The 24,713-nt window shown below is 42.8% G+C and carries 16 protein-coding genes; 4 read left to right on the top strand and 12 right to left on the bottom strand.

Annotated elements, in window-relative coordinates:
- Positions 1–38 precede the first annotated feature (38 nt).
- From E0E36_RS13780 to E0E36_RS13740, 9 genes are all read right to left on the bottom strand, one after another.
- Positions 39–1,997 carry a RagB/SusD family nutrient uptake outer membrane protein gene (locus tag E0E36_RS13780; RefSeq protein WP_130856429.1) on the bottom strand — a complete coding sequence of 653 codons (1,959 nt, stop codon included), beginning with the start codon at positions 1,995–1,997 and terminating at the stop codon, positions 39–41.
- A 20-nt stretch (positions 1,998–2,017) separates the two neighbouring features.
- Complete coding sequence (locus tag E0E36_RS13775) at positions 2,018–5,434, bottom strand: SusC/RagA family TonB-linked outer membrane protein (protein WP_130856428.1); 3,417 nt, start codon at positions 5,432–5,434, stop codon at positions 2,018–2,020.
- 50 nt (positions 5,435–5,484) lie between these two features.
- The gene (locus E0E36_RS13770; protein WP_130856427.1) at positions 5,485–6,156 is read right to left on the bottom strand and encodes a DUF3826 domain-containing protein; all 672 of its coding nucleotides are present in this window, start codon (positions 6,154–6,156) and stop codon (positions 5,485–5,487) included.
- A gap of 282 nt (positions 6,157–6,438) precedes the next feature.
- Positions 6,439–9,975, bottom strand: coding sequence for a malectin domain-containing carbohydrate-binding protein (locus E0E36_RS13765; RefSeq protein WP_130856426.1), 3,537 nt, complete (start codon positions 9,973–9,975; stop codon positions 6,439–6,441).
- A gap of 122 nt (positions 9,976–10,097) precedes the next feature.
- Positions 10,098–12,929 carry a glycoside hydrolase family 95 protein gene (locus tag E0E36_RS13760; RefSeq protein ID WP_130856425.1) on the bottom strand — a complete coding sequence of 944 codons (2,832 nt, stop codon included), beginning with the start codon at positions 12,927–12,929 and terminating at the stop codon, positions 10,098–10,100.
- Positions 12,926–14,479, bottom strand: a complete 1,554-nt coding sequence (locus E0E36_RS13755; RefSeq protein ID WP_130856424.1) for a glycoside hydrolase family 28 protein — start codon at positions 14,477–14,479, stop codon at positions 12,926–12,928. Before E0E36_RS13755 ends, E0E36_RS13760 begins: the two co-directional genes overlap by 4 nt.
- Positions 14,480–14,482: 3 nt before the next feature.
- Positions 14,483–16,045: an MGH1-like glycoside hydrolase domain-containing protein gene (locus E0E36_RS13750; RefSeq protein WP_130856423.1), complete on the bottom strand. Its 1,563-nt coding sequence runs from the start codon at positions 16,043–16,045 to the stop codon at positions 14,483–14,485.
- Between the two features lie 31 nt (positions 16,046–16,076).
- The gene (locus tag E0E36_RS13745; RefSeq protein ID WP_130856422.1) at positions 16,077–17,018 is read right to left on the bottom strand and encodes a dihydrodipicolinate synthase family protein; all 942 of its coding nucleotides are present in this window, start codon (positions 17,016–17,018) and stop codon (positions 16,077–16,079) included.
- 390 nt (positions 17,019–17,408) lie between these two features.
- Positions 17,409–18,977 (bottom strand): sodium:solute symporter family protein, encoded by a 1,569-nt coding sequence (locus E0E36_RS13740; protein WP_242627210.1) that lies wholly within the window; start codon positions 18,975–18,977, stop codon positions 17,409–17,411.
- Positions 18,978–19,288: 311 nt separating this feature from the next.
- Between E0E36_RS13740 and E0E36_RS13735 the strand changes: the two genes are divergently transcribed.
- From E0E36_RS13735 to E0E36_RS13720, 4 genes are all read left to right on the top strand, one after another.
- Positions 19,289–19,627, top strand: a complete 339-nt coding sequence (locus E0E36_RS13735; protein WP_130856421.1) for a hypothetical protein — start codon at positions 19,289–19,291, stop codon at positions 19,625–19,627.
- 148 nt (positions 19,628–19,775) lie between these two features.
- Entirely contained in the window at positions 19,776–20,762 is a 987-nt protein-coding gene (gene floA, locus E0E36_RS13730) for a flotillin-like protein FloA (protein ID WP_013665574.1), read from the top strand.
- 74 nt (positions 20,763–20,836) lie between these two features.
- On the top strand, positions 20,837–21,544 hold the full coding sequence (locus tag E0E36_RS13725; protein WP_130856420.1) for an RluA family pseudouridine synthase: 708 nt from the start codon (positions 20,837–20,839) through the stop codon (positions 21,542–21,544).
- Between the two features lie 238 nt (positions 21,545–21,782).
- Entirely contained in the window at positions 21,783–22,238 is a 456-nt protein-coding gene (locus tag E0E36_RS13720; RefSeq protein ID WP_130856419.1) for an ABC transporter ATPase, read from the top strand.
- On the opposite strand, the gene mtgA is transcribed toward E0E36_RS13720, so the two are convergent.
- From mtgA to E0E36_RS13705, 3 genes are all read right to left on the bottom strand, one after another.
- Positions 22,235–23,020: a monofunctional biosynthetic peptidoglycan transglycosylase gene (mtgA, locus tag E0E36_RS13715; RefSeq protein WP_013665571.1), complete on the bottom strand. Its 786-nt coding sequence runs from the start codon at positions 23,018–23,020 to the stop codon at positions 22,235–22,237. The genes E0E36_RS13720 and mtgA overlap by 4 nt on opposite strands.
- A gap of 122 nt (positions 23,021–23,142) precedes the next feature.
- Positions 23,143–23,469, bottom strand: a complete 327-nt coding sequence (locus E0E36_RS13710) for a hypothetical protein (RefSeq protein ID WP_165446988.1) — start codon at positions 23,467–23,469, stop codon at positions 23,143–23,145.
- 159 nt (positions 23,470–23,628) lie between these two features.
- Positions 23,629–24,549: an SDR family oxidoreductase gene (locus E0E36_RS13705; RefSeq protein ID WP_130856417.1), complete on the bottom strand. Its 921-nt coding sequence runs from the start codon at positions 24,547–24,549 to the stop codon at positions 23,629–23,631.
- Positions 24,550–24,713: the final 164 nt, after the last annotated feature.

Genomic DNA, 24,713 nt, shown 5'->3' with positions numbered 1-24,713 from the left:
TATTTAATAAAAGGTTAAACATAACATTCAATTACAGTTTATTGCTGATAGTCATAAGTACCACTAGCCCCGGAATAATCCAACCAGCCTTTTGTCTGCGCCAGCCAAGAGTTGTTACTCAACACCGTTGCCGAAAGCCCGGATAGGTAATAGTTGGGACGGAATAGGATGGTAACGGGTGCATTGTTTACGCGATCCCATTCTTGGTCTAATGGTGTCATCACAAAGTAGTTTTGATAAATTGCCTTTAGCTTGGCGATTTCTTCATTAAAGTTCGCAGCATCAGGATCAATCAGGATGTTTCTATCGGCATTGGTCAGCGGATCCCTACCAAAGGTTTTTGATTGCCAGTAATAGCCTGTACGTTTCGTACCATTTATCGGGCTCAAGCCTAGCTTCTGTACCGAATTGCCACTTTCCTGGATATTATCATAAAGCATCCAACGTTGTATATCCCAAAAGCGCTTTCCTTCATAAGCCAGTTCTACCCTTCGTTCGTATAAACATGCCTCCAAAGCAGCGTATTTAGAGGTCGGCATGCCTATTCCGTAATTATTCGCCGAGGGAATACCAACCCGTTGACGAATTTTGGTCAGGTAGTTCACCGCGTTTCCAATCTCTCCTCGAGCAGCATAACATTCTGCTATATTAAGCAACAGCTCCGCATAACGATACTCAAAGATATCCGTACCGGAAAAAGCAAAGCCGGTGCTATCTGCCGCAGGATCGGACATTTTGCGAACTAGTGCAGGGCTATTGGTTTGGTCATTCGCATAATAGGTCACCTTGGTAGATGTTTCATTGTCTTTCCATCTATAGAACCAGGTCGATTTATTTTCGTTACCCTTAATTCCCCATTTTGATCCGGAGAAAGCGAATGTTCGATAGAACCGAGGGTCTCTGTTTACAAAGAAGAAGGTGTCTACATAATTGTCGGCATTAGGACGCGAACCATCGGCCATTGGAAAAAGATCGAGCATCTCTTTGGGCGCAGCCAGACCTCCACCTCCTCGATAAGAAGCTGGACGAACCTGATTTTCCCATCCGTTATTATAGCCCGCGGAACCGGTGGAAGTATTTGATAGTAAAAAAACCATCAATGCCTCCGGATTAAACGAATTGTCATTTCTAAAGGTCATTTCCGCCCAATCCTTTGCATTTGAACCAAATAATCCATAGCCTGCGCCGGTCAATTTTGTTTCTGCATCCAGGCTGGCTTCCAAGGCCTTTTGCCAACGTTCATTAGCTGGGTTATCCCAATCTTTATTAAACAATGGGCTGGCAGCCGTCAATAGAACACGACTTTTCATAGCCAGTGCACCTGCTGCGGTAAGTCGCCCATAGTTGTTTGCTTCGCCGTCCCATCGCATCGGCAACAGTGCGGCCGCCGAATCCAAGTCCTTCACGATTTGCTCAAAACATGCCGACGAGGTAGCTCTTGGCTCTCGAATGGTTTCATCAGTAGCACTATTTTCTTGGACAGTAGTTACCAAAGGTACACCTCCATAAACCCTAACAAGATCGAAGTACTGTAGGGCCCTTAAGAAATACATCTGTCCTTTGGCGGATCTTTTAAAGGAGTCTGACAGTCCTTGCCCCGACTGGTCGATTCTGCCGATCAGGAAGTTTGCAAATCGTATGCGAGTGTAGGGATTATTCTGTACACTGGCCGTTACCGAGTTACCATAATAGCCGTCGGCTTGTGAGGCTAATTGTAAAGTCTTAGTCGGATTGATATAGTCGCCCACCGTGCCTCCTATTTCTTCTGTCATTCTTGACCGATCGTCTTTATACAATCCAACTACCTGCTGTAGCGGGTTTCGGTAACTCACAAAATAATAGTTATACATCCGGTCGATATACCAACCTGTTTGGAGTTCGTTCTCAAAAATACTGTCGTCGTATTTATCGTAACTTTTCATTTCCTCCAAAAAATCTTTCTTGCATCCGACTATTGTAAGTACGGTCATTGCAAAAATCAATATCTTCTTGTTCATGATGATCAAATAATGGTGTGTTATAAGCCTAAATTTATACCCAAAGACCAAGTTCGTAATGTTGGATAACCCAAGCCCGGTGAATCATACATATTACGGTATTTGTTCGGGTAGGGGTTATATAAATCCCAAAGATTGTTTCCCGAAAGAAAAATCCGTACATTATCTACCTTTGCCTTTGTTAGCCACTTCTTTGGCAGGGTATAGCCGATGCTCAAATTACGGACAAACATTCTAAATGTAGGAAGCAAGAAGAAGTCGGAATTTGTTCCACCGAAATCATCGTAATAGGCAATATTGGGATATTTACCATTCGGATTCGTTTCCGGATCGTACATATCGGTCAGATAAATGGACTGCGACCACAACGCGTTTGTGCTGCTGGTACCCTGCTTGACATAATCCAAGTAGTTGGCTCCTCCCCAGGAGGTTGAAATTTGGGCTTGAAACGAAATACCTTTCCATCCCGCAGTCAAATTGGTGGTGATGCCATAAGTCATGTTTGACTTTTTCAGAATTTCCCAATCTTGTCCGGAATCTTTTTCTATGACGCCATTTGGACCGCCGTAGGTCTGTGTACTTTCATCCAATGCACCTCGAACATCCTCATACACCAGCATTCCCTTTCTCATCTGCGATTTATCGGTAATACCCATAAAATTAGGTTCAGCCCCTTCAATACCCGAATTATTCGCATTTTCCGTCAAATAGTTCCAATAGGCATCAATGTCTGCATCGGTACGTAACATACCGTCGCCTCCGGATGTGTGCTTCCATGTTTTATATCCCCAAACAGGATTGCCATATCCGGTATTACCCACGGCGCGCCGCGTAGTCATTTCAGAGGGATAATCAAATGGTTGATCGAAGTATCGCGTGGTCTTGTAATTACCTAAACCGAAGTTCATACCTACGGAGTAGTTCACCTCATTGACATGGCTCTTCCAGGTAACCGATACTTCGGTTCCCCAAGCCTTTACACCTGCGTAGTTCTGTTCAGCAAAGGCCCCTCCCACAGAGATAGGTACTCCGATAGCTCCGGACATATCCGTTAACATGTCGGTAGTCGTATTGTAATAACCATCAAGAGACATGCTAAGTTGTGACTTCAGGAAAGACATGTCTAAACCAAGATTGCGCTGCACGGTGCGGTCCCAACGAAGGTCCCGATTAGGGTCAGCATCCGGTGTTATACCGATCGTATACATCCCACCGTTACTTCCAAAGGCCATTCCTTTATCGGTCGCTGCTGTATATAAGCGAGTCCATTTCCATGGATTTACATTGTTATTTCCGGTAATCCCGACAGAAGCGCGCACCTTCAAATAATTCATCCAGGCAACATGTTCTGTGAACCAATTCTCATCCGATACAACCCAACCTGCAGAAACGCCAGGGAAGAAGCCCCAGTAATTCTCGGGTGCAAACTTTGTGGAAGCATCGGTACGAAATACAAATTGTAAAAGATATCGGCTCTTATAGCTATAATTAACACGTCCCAAATAAGAAAGTGTTCCACTTTCTGTACGATAGGTGATGCTGTTAGACGTGTTTAAGGTTCCGGCAGATATAGAAGTCCCGTTATATACTCCTCTCGTTGGGTTATCGTAAATCTGGTACCGGTCTTCCCATCCGGCGGTTGTTTTTTCAACGCTGAACATGGCACCAATATCATGGTCGCCAAATTTTTGGTTATAATTGGCAAAGAAGTTCAGCTGTTCATTCTTGGAAGTTGTGTTGTCATAAGTAACGCGGGAATTGGCCCGATTAAGTACCGGATCATCCCATTGAGTGGTGCTAGAGTATAAATGGTTATCTGCCGTATTAATGTTACGAGCCCGTGCTAACAATAGCGGCATCTGAACCTGCTCTGTATTGCCTGACGATTGAATAATTCCATAATTAAATTTGAACGAGAGTCCTTTTAGGAAAGGCACATCGTATTGCAAAGAGAAATTGGCATTATAATTAAAATCCTTATTGGTGGTCTTGGAACCATTATTCAACATATCATAATAGTTCCAATTACTTAGGGAATTATTGCCCGATACATTTCCCAACTTATTGGGCCCTAACGCAGGAGAGACATACTGGTCGACGCCGTTTATATTATACATCCACGGAATGTATTTAGGCATATGCAGTAATACGCTATAATCATTCTGTTCACCACCGACAGCATATCCGTCGCTAAAATTGATCTTTGTAAAGGAGCGCTCCAAATTGGTATTAGCCGCAGCTATCGTAGCGCTCAAGCGCAGGTCACTTGCTACCTTCACTTCGGTACCCGCCCTGAAAGTCCACCTATTAAAGTCCTGCGATCCCAGATTGGCACCCTGTGTATAGTAAGAAGCACCTGTATAATAGGTTGCTTTTTCAGAACCTCCGCTAACGTCCAATGAGTGCTGCATGGTATGGGCAGCCCGCCAGTCGTTCGCTAACCAATCGTAATTCAGTGATTCCATTTGCGACAGTTCTGCCGCTGAATAGAAATAATTGTCGTTCCAACCGAGCGCCCTGCCAAACTTATTGGCAAATTCCCCATATTGCCGAGCGTTCATTACTTTCTCATGGCTTACGGCATCGTTTGTTTGAAACTTAGCGCTATAGGAAATCCGCGGCGCGCCCACTTGGCCTCTTTTTGTCTTTACAACAATGGCCCCTTGGGATGCACGGGAGCCATAGATGGCAGCGCTGGCGTCTTTTAATACCGTTATACTTTCAATTTCTGAAACATCGAGCATATTGAACCTTTCCATAGAAGGCTTGCCATTTTGCGGATCCACCTGAATCACATCGTCAATGATGATCAATGGATAGTCATTTCCGCCATCTTTGCCCCAATTAAATTGTTGCCGGACACTTAAGGTAGCCATGGCTCCCGGTCGGGTACTACCTCCCGTAACATTCAATCCAGGAACCTGCCCTCTTAGTGATTCAGAAACTGAGGCAACGGGTATATCAGCAAGTTTCTTAACGTCCACTGAAACGATCGCCCCGGTCACATCTTTAGCTCGCTGCGAACCGTACCCTACTACAACTACTTCATCTAATGCGCTATTATCTTCCTGTAGAATGACTTCGATTGAGCGCTGGCCACCCAACGCCACTTCCTTCGATTTGTATCCCACATAACTGAAAATCAAAACTTCATTCCCTGTGGGTAAGTTCATTCGAAAAACACCGTTCTGGTCAGTCGTGCTAGTAGTTTTGCTCCCCTTTAACTTGATGCTTACACCGGGAAGAGGCTCTCCCTTTTCATTTTTTACGGTTCCCTGAATGTTGATCCGTGCTGCCGTCGCGCTATTTGCGACCTTAGACGTCTTTGCTGTTGATGCACCCCACGATTTTGATATAGTTAAGATGCTACAACCTACCAGCGCCCACAAAACAAATTTGCTCGCGGCAATAACTGTTTTTTTTAATAGTACGTTCATAAGGTTTGGTTATGTATTTTCGGTTAGTTTAAGGCGAAATCAGTTTAAACCTAATTTCGTTGGCTCTGTTGTTTTTCTTTTAGTTTTTTCTCCCATACTTGTCTGGCAATCTTGGTCTCCACGCCTTCCTTTGATAAATAGTTATTGATTTTCCCCTTGTATTTACCAAACCAAGCATGCTTGGCTTCTGATGAACCTGCATCCATTGCCTTTTCCCTTGCTTCGGTAAGATAGCTGAGAATCTGTGCTTTTTGCGTTTCCGTTAAACTGGGAAGCATATCAAGATAGCCTTTATAGGTAATCGGTAACACATTATAGGTCATCTCATTTTTTACCTGCTCAATCTGTTCTTCATTGAGCTCCTTCCCCAAACGCTTCAGGTACTTTCCGTGAAGTTTGGCTAGTTTTGCTTGGGCAATCTCGTAAGCTTTCTCTGATTGCAGTTTAGCATCTTCTTTCGCTAAACTTGCCTTATAGGATTGCTCTTTCTGTTCCAATTCAGTATGAATCGTATTTAAATCGCGATATTGCCGTACAATAATCGTCCGAACCGCCAAACGTTTCGCGTCCTTTAAATTCAGTTTGTCAACAATCTTCTGTGCTCTTTTGGTAATAACTTGGGTATAGTCGTCTTGTTCAAAAGCATACAGCTTTGGCAATAGGATCACCAAGAACAGCATGATAACCGAGCATATTCTGAGACATTTTTTAGAATCATTCATGGTAATATATTTGGTTAAAGTCCAAAAAACAGTAGTGTTATTATGACATTTTTTATACAAGGAAAAAATTATTCACTCTCCCTTTTACTGTTAATTTTGTGGAACAGATCTATAATTTGTACTATTTCCTTATGGTTAGTAATGCAAATATCAACGCTTACCTGTGTAATTTTTTAGCGATTATTATCTACTTATTATAGGATGTTAGCATAGCTTGAGATCCAAAATCACCGGAATCGATTGCGGAAAAAAGGACTTAATAAAAGCATCAAAATGTACTCGTTATTGAATGTCAAGATTTGAAATAACTAAACCGTTCGATTGAGGCAGTGTCAGCGTTACAACATACTGCCCTGCATTGATCATGGTAGCGGTATTGCTGTATGAATAACTCCACTTCCCAGCACGTGAAGGGGTAAAAAGCGTATTTTCTTCGTGCAATAGGCTCCCATCTAACGTTCGTAGCGTCAATTTCCCCTTTATGGGCTGCTTTAGGTTGTTGGCATACCTCAAGGTGATACTATAGGTATCGGCTACGCCCGTCTTGATCGTCCAATCAATCTGAGCGGGTCCGTTCGCAGGGAGTTTGATCGCCTCCTTTTCCAAATAACGGATAGCTGTTGTTCCACGGGAACGCGTTGCGGTGCTAGGCTTATAGGTTATTGACGTTTTCAGATCATGTGCTGATTGGAGCTTACTTACCGGTACAACCATTACGGGCGCTAATGGCAGATTATTTTTTCCAAACGAAAGATGCACAAAGCTATTCTCCTTAAAACGTTTTCGGTAGATTTTCCAGATTGACGGGGTAGGTCCTCCGCTTGCTATTTTCATTTGTGTATCTTCATAATCCGCTAAGCTATTGTAAACGTTACGGTTATCTTTTGGCAGCAGAACATATACGTCAGCATCCTTCGATACATTAAAGGAAAGCGACTTTTGTTGGCCCGTCAGATTGGCAGGAAAGCGCAGCCAGGTAGCGCCAAATAGCGCTGGCGGAATTACCGTAAAATAGTCGGTTTTTCCGGAAAAGACTTCGTCTCCGATGTCAAGCCAAGTTGATGGCGACAAATCTACGGAATCAGGATCAAATCTTGCTTGCTGAATAAGAAGTGGTGAAGGTGCAGCTGCTTTTATTTTTTCCTTCGCAGCGATGGCGATAGCTGAAACCAACGCCTGACCAGCTGCTACCCTTGGAAAGTTAATGACAATGCGTCCGTTCTTTGCTTTTGCAGCATACGTTCTCTTCAATACCTGGTCATGCCCTACTTCGTTCCATATATCAACATGGCTATCCACAATAGCACCATTGATGGCGATATCGAATAAACGCCATCCTTTGCAATCCATCCCTCCTCCGGTGCCAAACCAAGGTTCGATAAAATACAGTTCCACTAGGTAATCCCCGTCCGGCACGGGAAATTGAAAACCCAATTTGTCTTTCCCGTATCGAAAGGTTTGCAGAAGCGACCAATTGCCGGTCCCCTTTATGGGGTCAAAAGTACGCCGCTGACTTGCAAAAGTTGCAGGCAAATTATCAAAACCGTTGGTCCAGGAAGAAGATCCCCAACTGTCATCAGCCGTTAATGGGCGGTCAGCTTCCCAAACATGTCCTTGTTGGTCTACATACCTTGGTCCCCCGCAGTTTACTCGGTAAATATATTTGTACCCGTTCGTGTCTTTTACTTTTTCATCATCTGTATACAAGCGATTAAAGGCGGGCGCTTGCGGTAAGCCCTGTAAAACAATGAGATCTTCCGCAACTACTTTATCTTTTACATAAGCCTTTGCATGCAATACATTAAACATAATCGGCACCTTATTCCACACAAATGGCTTGCCCATTCCCTCCCTTTTCTTTCTTCCTAGTGACGATCCGTTCACATCATTAAAAAGTTCAACTTCGTCACAATTCGAATAAACAGTGATGTCATTTTTTTCTCCGGGACTTTCCCAACGATTGGGCCAGGTATGCGAAACAATATAGACCATCGGCGACTTTCGCGGATCTACAAAGTTTGCCCGATACATATAATAAGCATCTGTAGGTTCATCCCAGGGCGTGAAGAGCCCTTTGTAGTTTACGGGGCCAATACGATCTAGCTCTCGGATTCCTTCGCCTCCCTGCACTCTACCGGGATTATCGTGGGAATTGAATAGCCAAAAGAAATGACCCGCAACACTGTCCTTCACCTTATCGGCAAGTCTTACTTTGGTTTCCATTAACTCACGCATTCGGTCTTCTGTATTGGCGCTCGTTTTCGTAAACGGTTTTTCGGCATGAAAGTCGATGGTACGCCAGGCACCATATTCCCCTACTAAAATTTGCCTTTTTAAATCTTGGTCGTACACCTCGGGATCACCACCATAAGTTCCGGTCCAATTTTGGGGCACATCCCAATCCGTTCCACTTCCACCGTTACAGGTAGTTACCTTTCTTTGCGAAGAGGTAGTAGGGTCTAAATTCCGGATCAGTTCGGTACATTCCCGAGCAAAGGCTTCCGGTAATGTACTTTCGTTTTCCAGGCCCCACAAAATTACAGACGGACTATTTCTCCGCTCGATAACCCAGTCGGTGAGTAACTTTTTAAAATTCGCCTTAAATGAATCGTTGTTAAACCAAATATGTGCCGCCATTTGGGTCCAACTCAGTATCCCCAAACGATCCCAGTGTTCCTGATAACGCAGATTATGTGGTTGGTGCGCGTCCCGAAAAGCATTGAAGCCCCCCGCTAGGATTTGATTAACACGGGCATCTATTTGTTCATTGCTGAAAGCATGACTTCCCCCCAACATGTGTTCATACTCAGCGATTCCATTAATAAAAAAAGGCTTACCATTAATAAAAAAACGTTTATCACTTCCTTTTCGATCTATTGGCCAGCTTATCCAGCGAATGCCATAAGGTGTTTCCACCTGATCCACAACTTTACCATCGATACTTATTTGTGAGGTAATCGTATAGAGATAAGGATCTTGGGGCGACCATAGACGGACGAAGTTCTTCAGCTCAAGTTGTTGCCGGATTTCTTCGGTGCTCTCACCGGCAATTGTTCTTTGTTGACGCTCTTCTGCAATTACATTTCCTCCCTGATCTTTTATCTGTTGCATAATCACTGCGTTTTTTGCTTCCACACCATAATTTTTAAAGCTCGTGTTTAAAAACAGCTTCGCGTATTTGGAAGTAACGGTGGTATCATTCCATATATGCACACCAAAAGGTTCAATGCGAACGGGATCTGTTACATATAAATGCACCGGTCTAAAGATTCCCAAGGGTTGCGAGCCCTCGGAGAAGCCACGTTCTTCCGAGCAGCCACCACATACCCATGGCAAATCCCGTATAGCAGCCGGATGGTCTGCTCTTACAGCAAGAATATTATCTTTGTCAAATCGCACTGCGTCTGTGATGTCTAATGTAAAGGTAGTGCGGCCACCTGCGTGATATCCTATTTTCTTACCATTTAACCATACCGTTGCGTAAGCTCCCACGCCCTCAAAATAAAGAAAATAACGCTTATCCTTACCTTCGTTTTCAACTCGAAACTTTTTTCTATACCAAGCATAACCATGTGTATTGCCATGAAGTAGTCGGCGATAACCGGCATAAGTATCCCAATTATGTGGCACCTGCACAGAAAGCCAATCTACCGAGTTATATCCGTCTTTTTCAAAGCCGCTAAAGGCCAACGAATCGGTTTCATGCATGGTACTCACCCAATTATCCGTTAAGTCATACTGCTTACGCGGCTCTTGCGCAAGCGCATATAAGTTAAAGCATATACCTATCCAGAAAAGTCCCAGTCTAATCTTTTGCATTGTTAAAATCGTTTCATGATTTGGCGAACTCTACATTGGTTCTTTGCAAAGAGACACGTCGGCAGGCTTAGATCGCTAAGCCTGTGACGGTCTTCACCAACATTGCACCAACAATTAAATCTTCATTTGGAGTTTCTATTGAGTTTTAGACTGCTATCCAAATAATATGTTTGTCCTTTTTCAGTTTGAAATTGGATTTCTTTGTCTCGATATCGAAGGGAGCACTTCCCGCCTGCGTGCGAGAACACTTCCAAATGGGTCAATAGTCCATTTTGCCATTGATAGCTCAATTCGAAACCGCCCCTTGCACGAATTCCTTTAACAGCACCTGCGTACAGCGCTTTTGGTAATGCTGGAAGAATATCAATGCTGCCGAGGTGGCTCTGCAAAAGCATTTCCGCCACACCGGCTGCACCTCCAAAATTGCCATCGATTTGAAAGGGAGGATGTGCGTCGAAAAGATTAGGATAAACACCCCCTCCTGCTTCCTCCGGACTCAGCAATCGGCTGACCATTTTATAAGCGTGCTCCGCATCTTTAAAACGGGCCCAAAGGTTGATCTTCCATGCCAAACTCCACCCTGTCCCGCCATCACCTCTAAAAATCAATGATTTTTTAGCGGCATTCATTAATTTAGGACTGTCTTGCCAGTTAATTTCGCTACCCGGATACACCGCCCAAAGATGCGAAACATGCCGGTGCTTATTATCAGGATCATCTATGTCTTCCAACCACTCTTGCAACTGTCCATGTTTTCCTATTTGATTGGGAGCGATTTTTTGGCTTTTTTCCGATAACCTTTGTACAAATTCCTTATCTATATCAAGAATCACAGCAGCGGAAGCGACATTTCTAAACAATTGCCTGATTAGCTGATGATCCATGGTTGGCCCCGCCACCAAGCCTCCTTGTTCCGGAGAATTTGATGGCGTACTAATCAGCCATCCGGTTTTTGGATCGCTAACCAAAAAATGATCAAAAAACAAAGCCGAAGCTTTCATAATGGGATAAGCTTGCTCACGTAGAAAACTTTCATCTTGGGTATAAAGAAAATGCTCCCATAAATGTTGACAGAGCCATGCTCCGCCAGTTACCCATATTCCGTGATTAGGATTATTAATTGGAGCGGTTCCTCGCCATAGGTCTGTATTATGATGTAGCACCCAACCCGGTGCATCATAATACGTTTTTGCCGTCTCCTGCCCTACAACGCTAAGCTCCTTAATCATTTGAAAAAGGGGCTCTTGCAGCTCAGAAAGATTGGTATTCTCCGCTAACCAATAATTCATTTCCGCATTGATATTGGTGGTGTATTTACTTCCCCAAGGTGGTGTCAGTAAATCGTTCCATATGCCTTGCAAATTAGGCGCCAATCCACCGGATCTCGAACTGGATATCAACAAGTACCTTCCATATTGGACAAATAAGGCCAATAAATTCGGGTCACGCGATTTTACAAACTGTGCAATCCGTTGATCAGTAGGGAGCGAGTTTGAAGCTTCGTCCGCTTCAAACTTTAATGAAAATTTGGTAAAATATTGTTGATAGTCTTGTATATGTGCCAGTCGTATCACATCGTACGACTTATTTTTAACCTTGTTTAGTTGCGATTTGGCAATCTCCTCAGCATCACCCGACACGTCGTTATAGCTTTTATAATTTGTGGCCGCCGTTAGGAATAAGGTTGCTTGATTAGCACCCAATATTTTAATTTTTCCGTCTCCGACATGGAGTTCTCCTCCTTCATGCCTTACATGCAAGAATCCTACGCCTCTTAGAACTCCTTGTTTAACCTGAACCGAAATCCGAATGGTGGAATCGTCAACTTTTTCCACGTTATAAGTCTTATGGGGAGACGCTAAGGATGCATCAAAACTAATTTGCCGAGGTCGATCAGCTGTTAAGTGAATTGCTAAACACGCATCGGGTGCACTGGAGAAATAGGTTCGTTCGAAAGACACACCATTCTGTACGTAACTTGTTTTGCAAATCGCTTGTTCTACGTCAAGTGTGCGTTTGTAATTGCTAAACGGTGCCTGAGACCCAAAATCCAGCAGCAAATCACCGAATGGCTGATATGACTCCTGGTATTTTCCTACCCGAGGTGCTTCATCGTTTTGTATCCAGTATTTCCACGTATCCGTTAAATAAACTGATTCATCTGCCGTATTTTCCTTTAGAAATACGCTTAATTTCCGACTGGGATCTTTATAGCCTACCAAACCACCTTTGTCATCGTAATTGATCACCTGGATGGCAATTTGATTTTGTGCTTTTACTAAATCTTTGGGAATGGTATATAGCCTTCCTTGATTTGCATCATGAGTAGTGCCGATCAATTTACCGTTAATATAGGTAAAATCCTGATCCCGTATTTTCCCCAAGTCGACAACTAATTCCCGCCCGATCCATTCTTTCGGAACGTTAAAAGTAGTCCGGAGCCAAACGGCGCCATCAAGTCCCTGAAAACCTTCCTTTTCCCAGCCGTCTCGCGACGGGACACGCATTTCTCTCCATGTCTTATCTTCAAAATGTTCTTGTGAAGGATTTTTAGGCTGTTGCTCAATTGCTCTTACGGCCGTTAGCCAAGGTTCGGGTGGATCGGAAATAGACTTAGTTCCCATGAAATGACGCCCAGCCAGCTCTTCCGCAGCTTGCTGCTTTCCTTCAGATAATAGCTTTCTAATCTCACCGAGATAATTCTTTGCGCCGGGTTGATTATAGTTTCTGGGACCACCCGTCCATAACGAGGATTCATTAAATTGAATACGATCCGCTTGTACCCCCCCAAATACCATGGCACCCAATTTTCCGTTGCCAACGGGAAGTGCTTCCGTCCAGGTATTAGCGGGATGCTGATACCATAGTGTTAAATCCTGTCCATACAGATTTCCCCTTATGAACACAATAAAGCAAAAGACGCAAAAGAATCGATATAGTTTTATCCAGCTCATTTTTCTAGGGTGACGGCGTTTTCAGGAGCATCGCTTATATATAAAGGGTTTTGAACAAGACGTAGGTCATTCGCCTTCAAGAGTAAAGCCTCCGTCTCATTACCGCTCGCTTCGAGAAATGTCTTAATGGGTTCCATGATCAAACAATTGGCAATAAAAGCACGTTTTACATTATTGAATTTCAATGTTGCGCTCCCGCTAAAACCGGCAGCGGTCCGCAACCCATTGATCTGTAAACCGCTAACATTGGTAGCAGCAATTGCCGGTCCGGAGGAGGGATTAACGGATACATTGGAGAACACAATGCCTTTCGACGCCCGGATATCGAAACCTGTTTTTGTTTCCATCACCATATTGCTGAACGATACATTTTCAATAGGCATCTCTTCCAGTCCATTTAAATAGCCCGCCTGCTCACCTTGCGCAGTAATGTTACTCAAGTGGATATTGCTAAACCTAGGGGTTCGTTCGGAGACCGGCTCCCTATCCGTTTTGGCATACTGCATATCCAGCACAATGGCTTGCTGTTTGATGTTTTTCATGACGATATTACTTACTTGGATATCCTCAACAACACCTCCTCTTCCGCGCGCTGTTTTTATGCGGATACCACGATCCGTACCATCGAAAATACAATTCGAAATGACGATCTTTTTTACGTCACCCGACATCTCGCTGCCTATGACAACACCTCCGTGACCTGATAGCATGGTACAGTTGGTGATGGTATAATTTTCAGCGGGACGAGCTTCTTTTCTTCCTGAACGGTCTTTTCCTGACTTAATCGTAATGCAATCATCGCCAACGCTAATGTGGCAGTTGGATATATGGACATTGCTGCACGACTCCGGGTTAATACCGTCGGTGTTAGGCGATGGGGGATTATTAATGGTAACTCCATCGATCGTTACGTTATCACAAAACTCGGGATTGACCGTCCAAAATGGCGAGTTTTTGATGGTAATACCATCTATGCGCACGTTTTTACAATACATGGGTTGGATAAAGGGAGGCCTCAAAAAACCACGTTCCACCCACCCTGGTAAATCCGGATGCAGTACATTCTTATTCAACTTATGAAATTCTTTCTGCCATTTTGATTCGGGCGAGTTCTTTACATGAACTTCAGAGTAAGCCCACCATTTCTTTCCATTCCCATTAAGCGTTCCTCTTCCGGTAATGCGGATATTCTCTGCTTCATACGCGTAAATGAAAGGAGAAAAATTGGTAACCATGGTTCCCTCCCACCGGCTTGGCACCATGGGTAGGTAATGGTCGAAATTATCACTGAAGCAAAGTTCTGCACCTGCTTCAATGAAAAGGGTAATATTGCTTTTTAAGTGGATAGGACCGGTAAGATAGGTTCCCGGAGGAAAATAAATGGTGCCACCACCGGCTTGTGAGGCTTTTGCAATCGCTTCTTTAATCGCCGTAGTGGCTAATGCCGAGCTATCGTTTTTCGCGCCGAAATCCAACACATTCAACGCCAATTGTGCTTGTGCAACGAAAGAAAATAATGTACAAAAAAGTAAAAGATATAAGCTGCGCATTTTTTAATTGATTTTAGCGGTCAGTTCGCCCAGGCTTTTGCCGGAGGCAACACGTTTGCCATCTACGAACAAGATAAGTCCTTTGCCTTTGCCATATTTTTTGCCGGTTTTATCCCATAAAACGGTTAATGTTCGACCATGATAGACGAGGTTATCCAAACAGAACCAATCCCATGTATCCGGTACAAGTGGTTTAATGCTTAGGCGATTCGTACTTCCCGGCTTTAAGCCTATAAGATCATTAATCACTAAATCACAAAATCCGGAGTGGTTATAAAAAGTGCTCCGCGGATTATCTCCTTTTAACCAGTATCCGGTTTTCTCATCCTGATACTCGCCAATATATGGTTTCCCATTTTTTTGATGCGAGCGCGCATATTGATGCAGCTTTTCATAGAATAGCTTACGATCTATGCCATCTCGATTTCTATAATTCGTGAGCAAATTTGCCAGTCCTTTCAGCGTCTGGGTAGTGGCAAAAGGCCAGATGGCGCCGTCCCACTCGCAACTATGTCCGGTACCACGTGTACGAAAAGTAGGCTCTCTTCGCTCGGCGGTGGTTAAACCCCAAGGCGCCTGGAAACCTGCAGTATCGGTAAGTTGTAGCCAAGCTTTCGCAAACTCGACTTGATCGGGGGGCAAGTTAAAGTACCAGGGAATAAATCCAATGGCCTCGCGTGCGGCAAGTTGACCATCCGGATAACGTGTACGGAAAAAATCACCTTCGGAGCCCCAAAGGCTGTCAACCACCAACTTTTCAAGTATACTTGCTTTGCGATTATATTTATCAACTAAACTATCTATTTGGAACAGTTTACCCATTTTCGATAAGGCTTGCGCATTGCCAAACATATAGCTATTGATGCTTGGTCGCCTATTTTGTACTCTTCTTCCCCCACTTACGGATTCTTCCATCCCGTCTTTTACATCATACTGCCAGAATAGTCCGCTGGGCAATTGACGCTCACGTTCCCAACGTTCATAGTCTTTATCCAATAACGGTAGCCATTTCACCAATTGCTCTTTATTTTGTTGCACCAGGTATAAATTATACACAGCATCACTCAACCAGCTACTAAAGGAATGAAATTTTGAAGGTTTAAATGTTGGTTCTTTGATCAACCAGAAATCGATATATTGTCTGATATATTCTTGATTTCTTAGCCACCTTCCCTCATAGATATGATGCCCCAATGCACAACTGATCGCACCATATTTTCCCTCGTGTTTAACCGGTTCAATAAATTCCGTAAAAATGAAGCCATGGGGTGTTTCCTTTAAGTGCTTTCTAAAACTCCACCACCGATAATTATATATTTGTTGAATGGCTGAGTCAGGACATTCAAATAGGGGAATATTTTTCGCCAACCATTCAAACGATTGGCTATTGGACACGAAGTTGACGACTGCTTCACTATCAATGCTATTAAAATATGCCACGTCTCGTTTTAAAGCTTCCGTTGTCAACACGAAAGGTTTGGCTTGTCCAAAAGACGAAAAGCCCAAACCGACGCAGAATAAAAGCAATAACAGTGTATATCTATCTCTTCGTTTCAGTATCATCATTCGCATTATTTTCGTTTTGATCACGCTATGTTCAGCTCAAAGCAATATCGGTAGGGATATCGAGCTGCTTAGCTAATATCGTATAATCTTTGTATAGTTTATCGATTGCCAATTTAACTTGCGCATCGAAGTTTCCAGCTTTTCTCCGACTATACAAGGATATATTCAATCCCCTTTTTTGTAAAAAATATTTTGCAACAATAGGATATACATGATGCATAACATCCATATTGTCGGTTAGAAACTGCTGCACCGACGCCATTTGTTCTGAAAAACCAGGATCATTGCAATGCTGACATAGCCAAACAATCAGCTCGGGGAAATAATTACCCTGTATACAGGACAAACCGGCAGCACCTGCTTTTAGCGATTCAACAGCATGTACCATGTAAGCGTCATATAAGCCGAAGTCAGGATTTTTAACCTGAGCCAGTTTAGATTGAATTTGTTTAATATCCAAACAAGTATCTTTGTGATAGATAATCCTTCCGGAAGCAACGAAGCGCCCCAATTGATCAGGATGAAGGACACGTTTATAGGGTTCAGGGCATTCGTAAAAGCCTAATGGAATGTTCTCGGTTAATTCAAACAGTTCAAATATACGTTCCTCGAACACAGCGTCGCTTTCGTCTTCAGCAGCAATTAAACCTGTTATCAGAATGACGGCATCTACGCCTAACGAATATACCTGGCGAACAAAATCTGCTTGGACAGCAATATTCCCTTTAACAGAACTGGCTGCCACGACCGGAATGCGTTCATCTACCTGTTCTACCACCGCCCGAATAACCCGTAAGCTTTCTTCTGCGGAAAGTTCAAACATTTCACTCGACTGGCAGTTCGCGAAAAGACCCGACGCGCCAGCCGATATATAAAATTCCGTTAGCTGGCGAAGCCCGTCAAAATCTATCTCCCCATTCTCGAGATAAGGCGTAAGCATAACGGGGATAAATCCCTTTTCTTTCTGTTTCATTTCTATAGATTAGTTCTTTTTTGGCTATCCGATTTGCGACCTTAATATGAGTTCTTCAGCATTCATAACAAGATGCAAATAAATGGTTAGAACAATAGCAAAGTTATTCCCGCTTTAAAGATGTTTCTTATAATATGTTTGCTGTAAATTATAGGATATTAGCGTATGAGGCAATAAGCTGTAACCTATAGGCAATAAGCCTTAAGCCGTAGGCTATAAGCTATTCATCGTTCATCATTTATAATTCATCACTACTTAACTACTTTCCTACTCAACTTTTTAACCATTGGCTAATTATCAAGCCTTCTGAGATCAGCTATCAGCTTTCGGTCGCACTAGCCTCTCATTATCAAATTGGCTAATTAACTAATTGGCTAATTAACTAATTGGCTAATTAACGACTCCCTCCTTTCCACGAAGATAAGCAGCGAACGTCCCTACCAAATAGATCGTCAATGTGCCAACAACAATGATCATATTAGCGTGCAAGGTGCTTTTGAGATAAGGATAATCTGCCGGAATTAAATACGAGAGACTCGTCCAGATAATTACCAGTATGCCTACAATGGTTGCCAAAATCGCGTCACTGTTTCCGGCATGCTTATTTAGAATTCCCAATAAAAAGAGGCCCAACATACCTCCTGCAAATATTCCCGATAGTTGCCACCAGATGTCTAAAATGCTTTTTACACCGATCATCATAATTCCAGTCCCCATTCCTAGCAGACCAAAAACAACCGTAGCCACGTGCAATAAGCGTAAGGTTTGTTTATCATCTTGATCTTTCCTTATATACCGTTGATAAATATCTACCGAAAAAACAGTCGCCGAAGCATTCATTCCCGAACTGATCGTGCTCATGGCCGCTGATAAAATAGCCGAAACTATGAGGCTTATCAGCCCCGTCGGAATTTTAGTTACCATAAAATGGGGCATTACTTTATCCCCATAATCTGCCGGTGTTAAAGTGGCAGCCAATGCTGACAGGTCGTGGGATGACGCCGCTGCACCCAAACGTTCTGCAGCAACTTGCAATTTTATCGGTTCAATTAGCGCTGGATTAATCTCATAATAAGCAAACAAGCATGCTCCAATAATAAAAAACAACAGAGATGCCGGAAGATAGATCCAAACACACAACCAAACGGATTTACTGGCTTCACGAGGCGACGATGCCGTATGATAACGCTGTACATAATTTTGGTCCATCCCAAAGTTATTTAGGTTTATAAAAAAACCATACAGCAGTACCACCCAAAATGTCGAATTTGTAAAATCGGGAGCGAAGCTACCTAAACTAAACTTGCTATTGGTTTGGCCAATCTCCACAATCTTGGGGATTCCCCCTGGCATATTGGAAACAATCAAATAAATAATCAATACGGCTCCAAGTGTTTTAATTACGCCCTGTACCACTTCTGTCCATATAACAGCTTCTATCCCACCCATAACCGTATAGATGATAATACAAATACCCGTAACTAACATAATAGCTTCCATTGAGTAGCCCGTAAGTGCTTGCAAACTGAGCGCAATGCCAAAAAATACGGAGCCCATCCGAGCAAGTTGTGTTAGCAGAAAACAAACCACGGCATAAGTTCTTGCCCAAGGCCCAAAACGATGCTCCAAATGCGTATAGGCGGATACTTCTCCCGAGCTGCGATAGAACGGAACAAAGTACTTAACAGCAATCCAAGCAGCCAATGGCATTGACAGACTAAACACAAAGGAGTTCCAATTACTACCGAAGGCTTTTCCAGGCACGCCCAAAAAGGTATTACTACTTAAAAAAGTTGCATATATAGATAAACCGATCGCCCAACCGGGAATTAGCCCGGCCGCTTTTGTGAACTGTTCAGCATTTTTGTTCTTTCTCGAAAACCAAACGCCAACCAATACCATAGCTAACAAATAAAAGGCGATGATTACCAAATCTATAATCGGAAGGTTTTGCATCATTGTAATTAGTTAGTACCCATCTCGTCACCACCGAAGTGACTAAGTCATAAAGGTAAGGACAAGTTACAAAAGTGAAGCTTTTTGACGTTTTGTTCTTCAACATTCTTAGCTTTTTTCTATATGAAATTATCAAGTAACGCTTTTTCTTCCGAAAACTCTAGATAATTGCAATAAAGAAAAGAACGATTATTTTATTCAACTTTTCTTGATAAAAGTTGAGCAAACCGAAGAACGTAGTGATGAGTTCATGAACACCTTTAAAAATAAACAAGCGTGAATAAATCAAGGCTATGTAGGCTACCTTGCACCTGATGGCAAAGCATTCATGGCGCGTATTGGAGCCGTTTCACTTCCTCAATCCGCTTGCATATTGCCATATGAACAGAAGTGCAAATGCTTTGCTGCTCGTTGCCTCGGTATCCTCCAAGGCCATTCTGCCCACGCACAGTGCTAAATTGAGGGCTGAAGAAATGATACGTCCGGTTAAATGCATCGATCGTTGGCCTTGGAAAATGTCGCCTAGGAAATTTGCGGTTTGCACGTTGATGCACTATCGTTTAAAGCAAAGTTCCAAGCGACGAGTCTTTGGTTACTTTCTGCGGAAGAAAGTGACAAAAATAATCGTTCTTTTAATCTTAACATTCGATTGAATACTACTATCCGAAGGCCACGGAAGCAATTTCAATACCATTAAAATAGACGCATTTAGAAAGCCAAACAACTAAAATTGTGCTATTAATTTCTCAGTCAGGGTGTAAAACCTTATCTTTAGGGCTTAACCTCAAAACTATTAAACTTATGGATCCGTCTTTATCTCCCATACTCATGATTGTAGGAGCTATCATAGCGCTGTTTTTGCTCCTTTATATATTACCGGTGAACTTATGGTTTACGGCACAACTTTCGGGAGTACGTATCAATCTACTGAATCTAGTACTTATGCGGCTACGCAAGGTATCACCTTCTTTAGTGGTTAATGCCATGATTACCTCAACCAAAGCAGGGTTAAACATTACTTCTAATGATATTGAGACCCATTATTTGGCTGGTGGAAATGTAAATAATGTGATAAAAGCACTAATATCTGCTGATAAAGCTAATATTCCTCTTGATTTTAAATTAGCAACAGCTATTGATCTAGCCGGTAGGGATGTATTTGACGCCGTTCAGTTGTCGGTAAATCCACGTGTAATCAATACACCTCCTGTCGCAGCAGTTGCAAAGGATGGGATACAACTGGTCGCCAAAGCTCGTGTAACGGTGCGTGCAAATATTAACCAATTGGTTGGAGGTGCAGGCGAAGAAACAATCTTAGCAAGAGTGGGCGAAGGTATTGTTACCACAATCGGTTCCGCTAATAATCACAAAGAAGTTTTGGAGAACCCTGATAGAATCTCTAAAACAGTGCTGGAAAAGGGCCTAGACAGTGGTACTGCTTTCGAAATCCTTTCCATTGACATTGCCGATATTGATATTGGAGAAAACGTTGGTGCAAAATTGCAAACGGATCAGGCGGAGGCTGATTTAAAAGTTGCTAATGCCAGAGCCGAAGAAAGAAGAGCAATGGCAGTAGCTTCCGAGCAGGAAATGCGTGCAAAAGCACAAGAGGCACGTGCGAAAGTAATCGAGGCTGAATCACAGATTCCGCTTGCCATGGCAGAGGCCTTTCGGAGCGGAAATTTAGGGGTAATGGACTATTATAAAATGCAAAATATACAAGCCGATACGGATATGCGCGAATCCATCGCTAAACCCGGTGCTGAAAACAAAGGAAAAAACAAGTAATATCCCCACTAGTATATAAACGCTTATAACATACAACGTATAACTTAAAACGTTTTCCTAACTTTGCATGTTATATGAGTAATGCAAATCGACCCATCACGGATAGCGATATACTTTACGAGGATAATCACCTGATCGCTGTTAATAAGCGTGCGGGTGATATCGTACAAGTGGATGACACAGGAGATGAACCGCTGGATGAAAAGGTAAAACAATATCTTGCCAAAAAATACAATAAGCCAAACGGCGCATTTCTCGGTGTAGTGCATCGCCTGGATCGCCCGGTAAGCGGGGTCATTTTATTTGCAAAAACGAGTAAGGCACTCGACCGAATCAATAAGATGTTCAAAAGCAGGGAGATGCATAAAACTTATTGGGCAGTAGTTCGTAACAGGCCTGCTCAAACTGCCGGAACTTTGGTTCACTGGCTTGTAAAAAATTCAGGTAAAAATGTAACGAAGGCTTATGATCATGAAGTAAAGGGAAGCCTCCGGGCGGAACTGCATTATAAGTTGATTGGTGAGCTGAATGGTTATTACTTAGTTGAGGTGAATCCGGTTACAGGCCGCCCTCATCAAATCCGCGTTCAACTAGCTTCACTAAATTGCCCAATCGTGGGTGACAATAAGTATGGATACCCTCGTGGAAGTTTAAAGAAGAGCATCTGCTTGCATGCCCGAAAGCTTGTTTTTGAACATCCCGTGAAAAAGGAAGAGGTGAAGATTTTTGCCTCTTTACCCAGAGATGGATTTTGGGAACGTTTTGAGGTTTTTGGGGAGTAGTTGAGTAGTGATGAATTATGAATGATGAGCGATGAGTGATGAATTGCCTTTTTACTTCCTGCCTACCGTAGGCAGGTTTGCTTTTGAATTTTTACTTTTGAATTAGTGAACAGCGAAGTACCTGAATCGTTAAGTAGTTAATTAGTGAGTAGTTAATAGGGAGTAGTGAAGTACTATCCGTAGGGTCGGCAGGCTTTTCACTTTTGAATTTTTACTTTTTACTTTTGAATTTGTAACCATGGAACGAATTTGGATATATCAAGCGGCTAAATCTTTCTCAGAAGGGGAAGAAGCACGTATACTCAATAAATTGGAAGCTTTTACCGATCAATGGAAAGCACACAAAGAAAAACTGACAGCAAGGGTCGAAATCCGATATCATTTATTTATCATTATAAGTGTCGACTTATCGCAGGTGCTGCCAAGCGGCTGCTCAATTGATAAATCAGTTCATCTACTGAAAGAGCTGGAAAGCGAGTTAAACATCTCCTTATTTGATCGGATGCAAATCGCTTATCGCAAGGGAGACGAGATTCAGGTAGTACCCCGTGCAACTTTCGAGCAGCTGTTTGCGACTGGACAAATTAACGAAGATACCATGGTTTTTAACAACTTAGTGGATAACGGGGAGGATTTGAAAACCAAGTGGGAAGTTCCGTTTAAAGATAGTTGGCATGCCCGTGTATTTGCTTAATCGGGAATGCTGCTGTGTCCCATATAGCGAACAATCGCATTCGCTTTTCTATTAATGTAAGAAGTGGGTCTGGCTGGCGACCAACGTCGGGGATTTGGCAGTACAGCGATGATCAAGGCGGCTTGTTTTTTTGTAAGTGATGTGGGCGCTTTGCTAAAATACGCGTGAGTGGCTGCATGTGCACCATAAAGCCCGTCGCCGGTTTCAATCACATTGAGATAAACTTCCAAGATTCGCTTCTTACCCCACAATAATTCAATTAGCATCGTGAAATAACTTTCAAAACCTTTTCGGAGCCAAGAACGACCGGGCCATAAGAAAACATTTTTTGCGGTTTGCTGGCTAATGGTACTCCCCCCTCGCATTGCCTTTCCTGCCTGGTTCTTTTTATAAGCCTCTCGTATCGCTTTGATATCAAAACCGACATGTTGCATAAAATTAGCATCTTCTCCGGCAATTGCTGCTCGTTTTAAATTGTCAGACAATTCGTCATAGCTTACCCAACGCTTTTCCAACTTCCAGTCCTTTCCATCAAATTTGCGTTCAACGCCTCGTTGTAACATGAGCAAGGTGAAAGGTGGGTTGACAAAACGAAAAATCAGCACCCAGCCACCTGTAATAATAATAAAGTACAAGGTCACATATGCTAAGAAAACCCCGAATTTTCTTTGTTGAAGAAGCGTTAGCAGTCGATCTTTAACAGGAAAGGTTTTACTATTTTTATGTTTATACGAACTTTTATTCCGAAATTGATTCTTTTTCGGTGTCCTTTTAATTGCCATTTGATAAGAGGTACTGTTGACTTTTCGTAATTTGGCTGCAAACCTAAAAATAAATTGTGACTATCTCATAGTGTATTATTATATCCGCAAGGAAATCGTCTTTAATATGTAGATGAAGGTGTTTATGTTAAAAGAACGATTATTTTTGTCACTTTCTTCCGCAGAAAGTAACCAAAGACTCGTCGCTTGGAACTTTGCTTTAAACGATAGTGCATCAACGTGCAAACCGCAAATTTCCTAGGCGACATTTTCCAAGGCCAACGATTGATGCTCTTAACCGGACGTATCATTTCTTCAGCCCTCAATTTAGCACTGTGCGTGGGAAGAACGGCCTTGTGGGATACCGAGGCAACGAGCAGCAAAGCATTTGCACTTCTGTTCATATGGTAATATGCAAGCGGATTGAGGAAGTGAAACGGCTCCAATACGCGCCATGAATGCTTTGCCATCAGGTGCAAGGTAGCCCACATAGCCTTGATTTATTCACTTTTGTTTGTTTTCAGATGAGTTCATGAGCTCAGCGCTCCGCTCTTCGGTTTACTCAACTTTTATCAAGAAAAGTTGAATAAAATAATCGTTCTTTTAATATTTAACAGTACATTAACATCTTAAGACGACTGCAATTTTGCTAGCTGTTCATCGATCAACTTCAATCCTTCTCCAAAACTATGAGGCACATAATCCAGTCTTTCATACGCTTTATCTAATATAAAACCTGTTCTTTTCGGACGTCGGGCATCTTGCTTAAGCGCTTCTGACTTTTCTTTGCATATAAAGGAAGCATCCAAACGATAGTACGCAGCAACCGCCTCAACAATCTCGCAGATGCTGAACATGTCTTTTCCCGAGATATGATATATACCGGTAGCTTTTCGTTCAGCAATGGTCAGACAGGCCTTTGCTAAGTCTTCCGCTAAAGTGGGCATCCGCCATTGGTCATTTACCACACGGATCGACTGCCCATTTTCCAATGCATCTTTCGCCCATAACACGATATTACTTCGGCTCATATCCCGAAGAACGCCATATACCAAAATTGTACGAACAATAGCCCAAGGGCATGTTGCTTTTTGTATCAACTCCTCCGCCGCAAGCTTATGCTTGCCGTAAGTATTCACTGGGTTAGGTATATCCTCCTCTTCATAAGGGCCTTCTTCACCATCAAACACAAAATCAGTTGATAGGTGAATCAAATGAATGTTTTTACGTTCGCAGACTGCTATTAGATGAGCCACGGCAACTACGTTAACTTCATAGCTCTTTTCGGGCTCTCTTTCGCAGGCATCCACATTGGGCATTGCCGCTGTGTTGATGATAATATCCGGACGATAAGTTTCAATAGCTTTTGCCACTTGTTCATGATGCGTAATATCTAAATCAAGATACCGATAACGGGAGCTCGTCCCAAATCTGTCCGATCCTCGCGAACTTGCTATATATTCAAACCCCGGAAACTGACCTTGTAGTAAAATATCCGTTATCTTCTGCCCCAATAAACCATTGCTTCCAGTAACCAATAATCTCTTCATGCATATATATATTTAAATGCTCCGGTAAAATTGCGATAAACGCATAAACCGCCTATTTTAAAACTACTTTTAAACTTAAGACCGAAATTGGGGCTAATTGTTTAGACCCATCAAAAATATTCTTCTCGGACGCAAACGATTCGTATGGCAAATGCAACATAAAG

The organism is Olivibacter jilunii (assembly GCF_900607235.1).
Lineage (GTDB): Bacteria > Bacteroidota > Bacteroidia > Sphingobacteriales > Sphingobacteriaceae > Olivibacter > Olivibacter oleidegradans.
This window is presented reverse-complemented; position numbering and strand designations above follow the sequence as displayed.

Excerpts from the sequence above, each read along its gene's own strand:
- E0E36_RS13720 (WP_130856419.1), top strand. The coding sequence starts at position 21,783 with ATGGAACGAATTTGGATATATCAAGCGGCTAAATCTTTCTCAGAAGGG.
- E0E36_RS13765 (WP_130856426.1), bottom strand. The coding sequence starts at position 9,975 with ATGCAAAAGATTAGACTGGGACTTTTCTGGATAGGTATATGCTTTAAC.
- E0E36_RS13780 (WP_130856429.1), bottom strand. The coding sequence starts at position 1,997 with ATGAACAAGAAGATATTGATTTTTGCAATGACCGTACTTACAATAGTC.
- E0E36_RS13755 (WP_130856424.1), bottom strand. The coding sequence starts at position 14,479 with ATGCGCAGCTTATATCTTTTACTTTTTTGTACATTATTTTCTTTCGTT.
- E0E36_RS13750 (WP_130856423.1), bottom strand. The coding sequence starts at position 16,045 with ATGATGATACTGAAACGAAGAGATAGATATACACTGTTATTGCTTTTA.
- E0E36_RS13710 (WP_165446988.1), bottom strand. The coding sequence starts at position 23,469 with ATGGCAAAGCATTCATGGCGCGTATTGGAGCCGTTTCACTTCCTCAAT.
- E0E36_RS13760 (WP_130856425.1), bottom strand. The coding sequence starts at position 12,929 with ATGAGCTGGATAAAACTATATCGATTCTTTTGCGTCTTTTGCTTTATT.
- E0E36_RS13740 (WP_242627210.1), bottom strand. The coding sequence starts at position 18,977 with ATGATGCAAAACCTTCCGATTATAGATTTGGTAATCATCGCCTTTTAT.
- E0E36_RS13770 (WP_130856427.1), bottom strand. The coding sequence starts at position 6,156 with ATGAATGATTCTAAAAAATGTCTCAGAATATGCTCGGTTATCATGCTG.
- E0E36_RS13745 (WP_130856422.1), bottom strand. The coding sequence starts at position 17,018 with ATGAAACAGAAAGAAAAGGGATTTATCCCCGTTATGCTTACGCCTTAT.
- E0E36_RS13735 (WP_130856421.1), top strand. The coding sequence starts at position 19,289 with ATGGCAAAGCATTCATGGCGCGTATTGGAGCCGTTTCACTTCCTCAAT.
- mtgA (WP_013665571.1), bottom strand. The coding sequence starts at position 23,020 with ATGGCAATTAAAAGGACACCGAAAAAGAATCAATTTCGGAATAAAAGT.
- E0E36_RS13725 (WP_130856420.1), top strand. The coding sequence starts at position 20,837 with ATGAGTAATGCAAATCGACCCATCACGGATAGCGATATACTTTACGAG.
- floA (WP_013665574.1), top strand. The coding sequence starts at position 19,776 with ATGGATCCGTCTTTATCTCCCATACTCATGATTGTAGGAGCTATCATA.
- E0E36_RS13775 (WP_130856428.1), bottom strand. The coding sequence starts at position 5,434 with ATGAACGTACTATTAAAAAAAACAGTTATTGCCGCGAGCAAATTTGTT.
- E0E36_RS13705 (WP_130856417.1), bottom strand. The coding sequence starts at position 24,549 with ATGAAGAGATTATTGGTTACTGGAAGCAATGGTTTATTGGGGCAGAAG.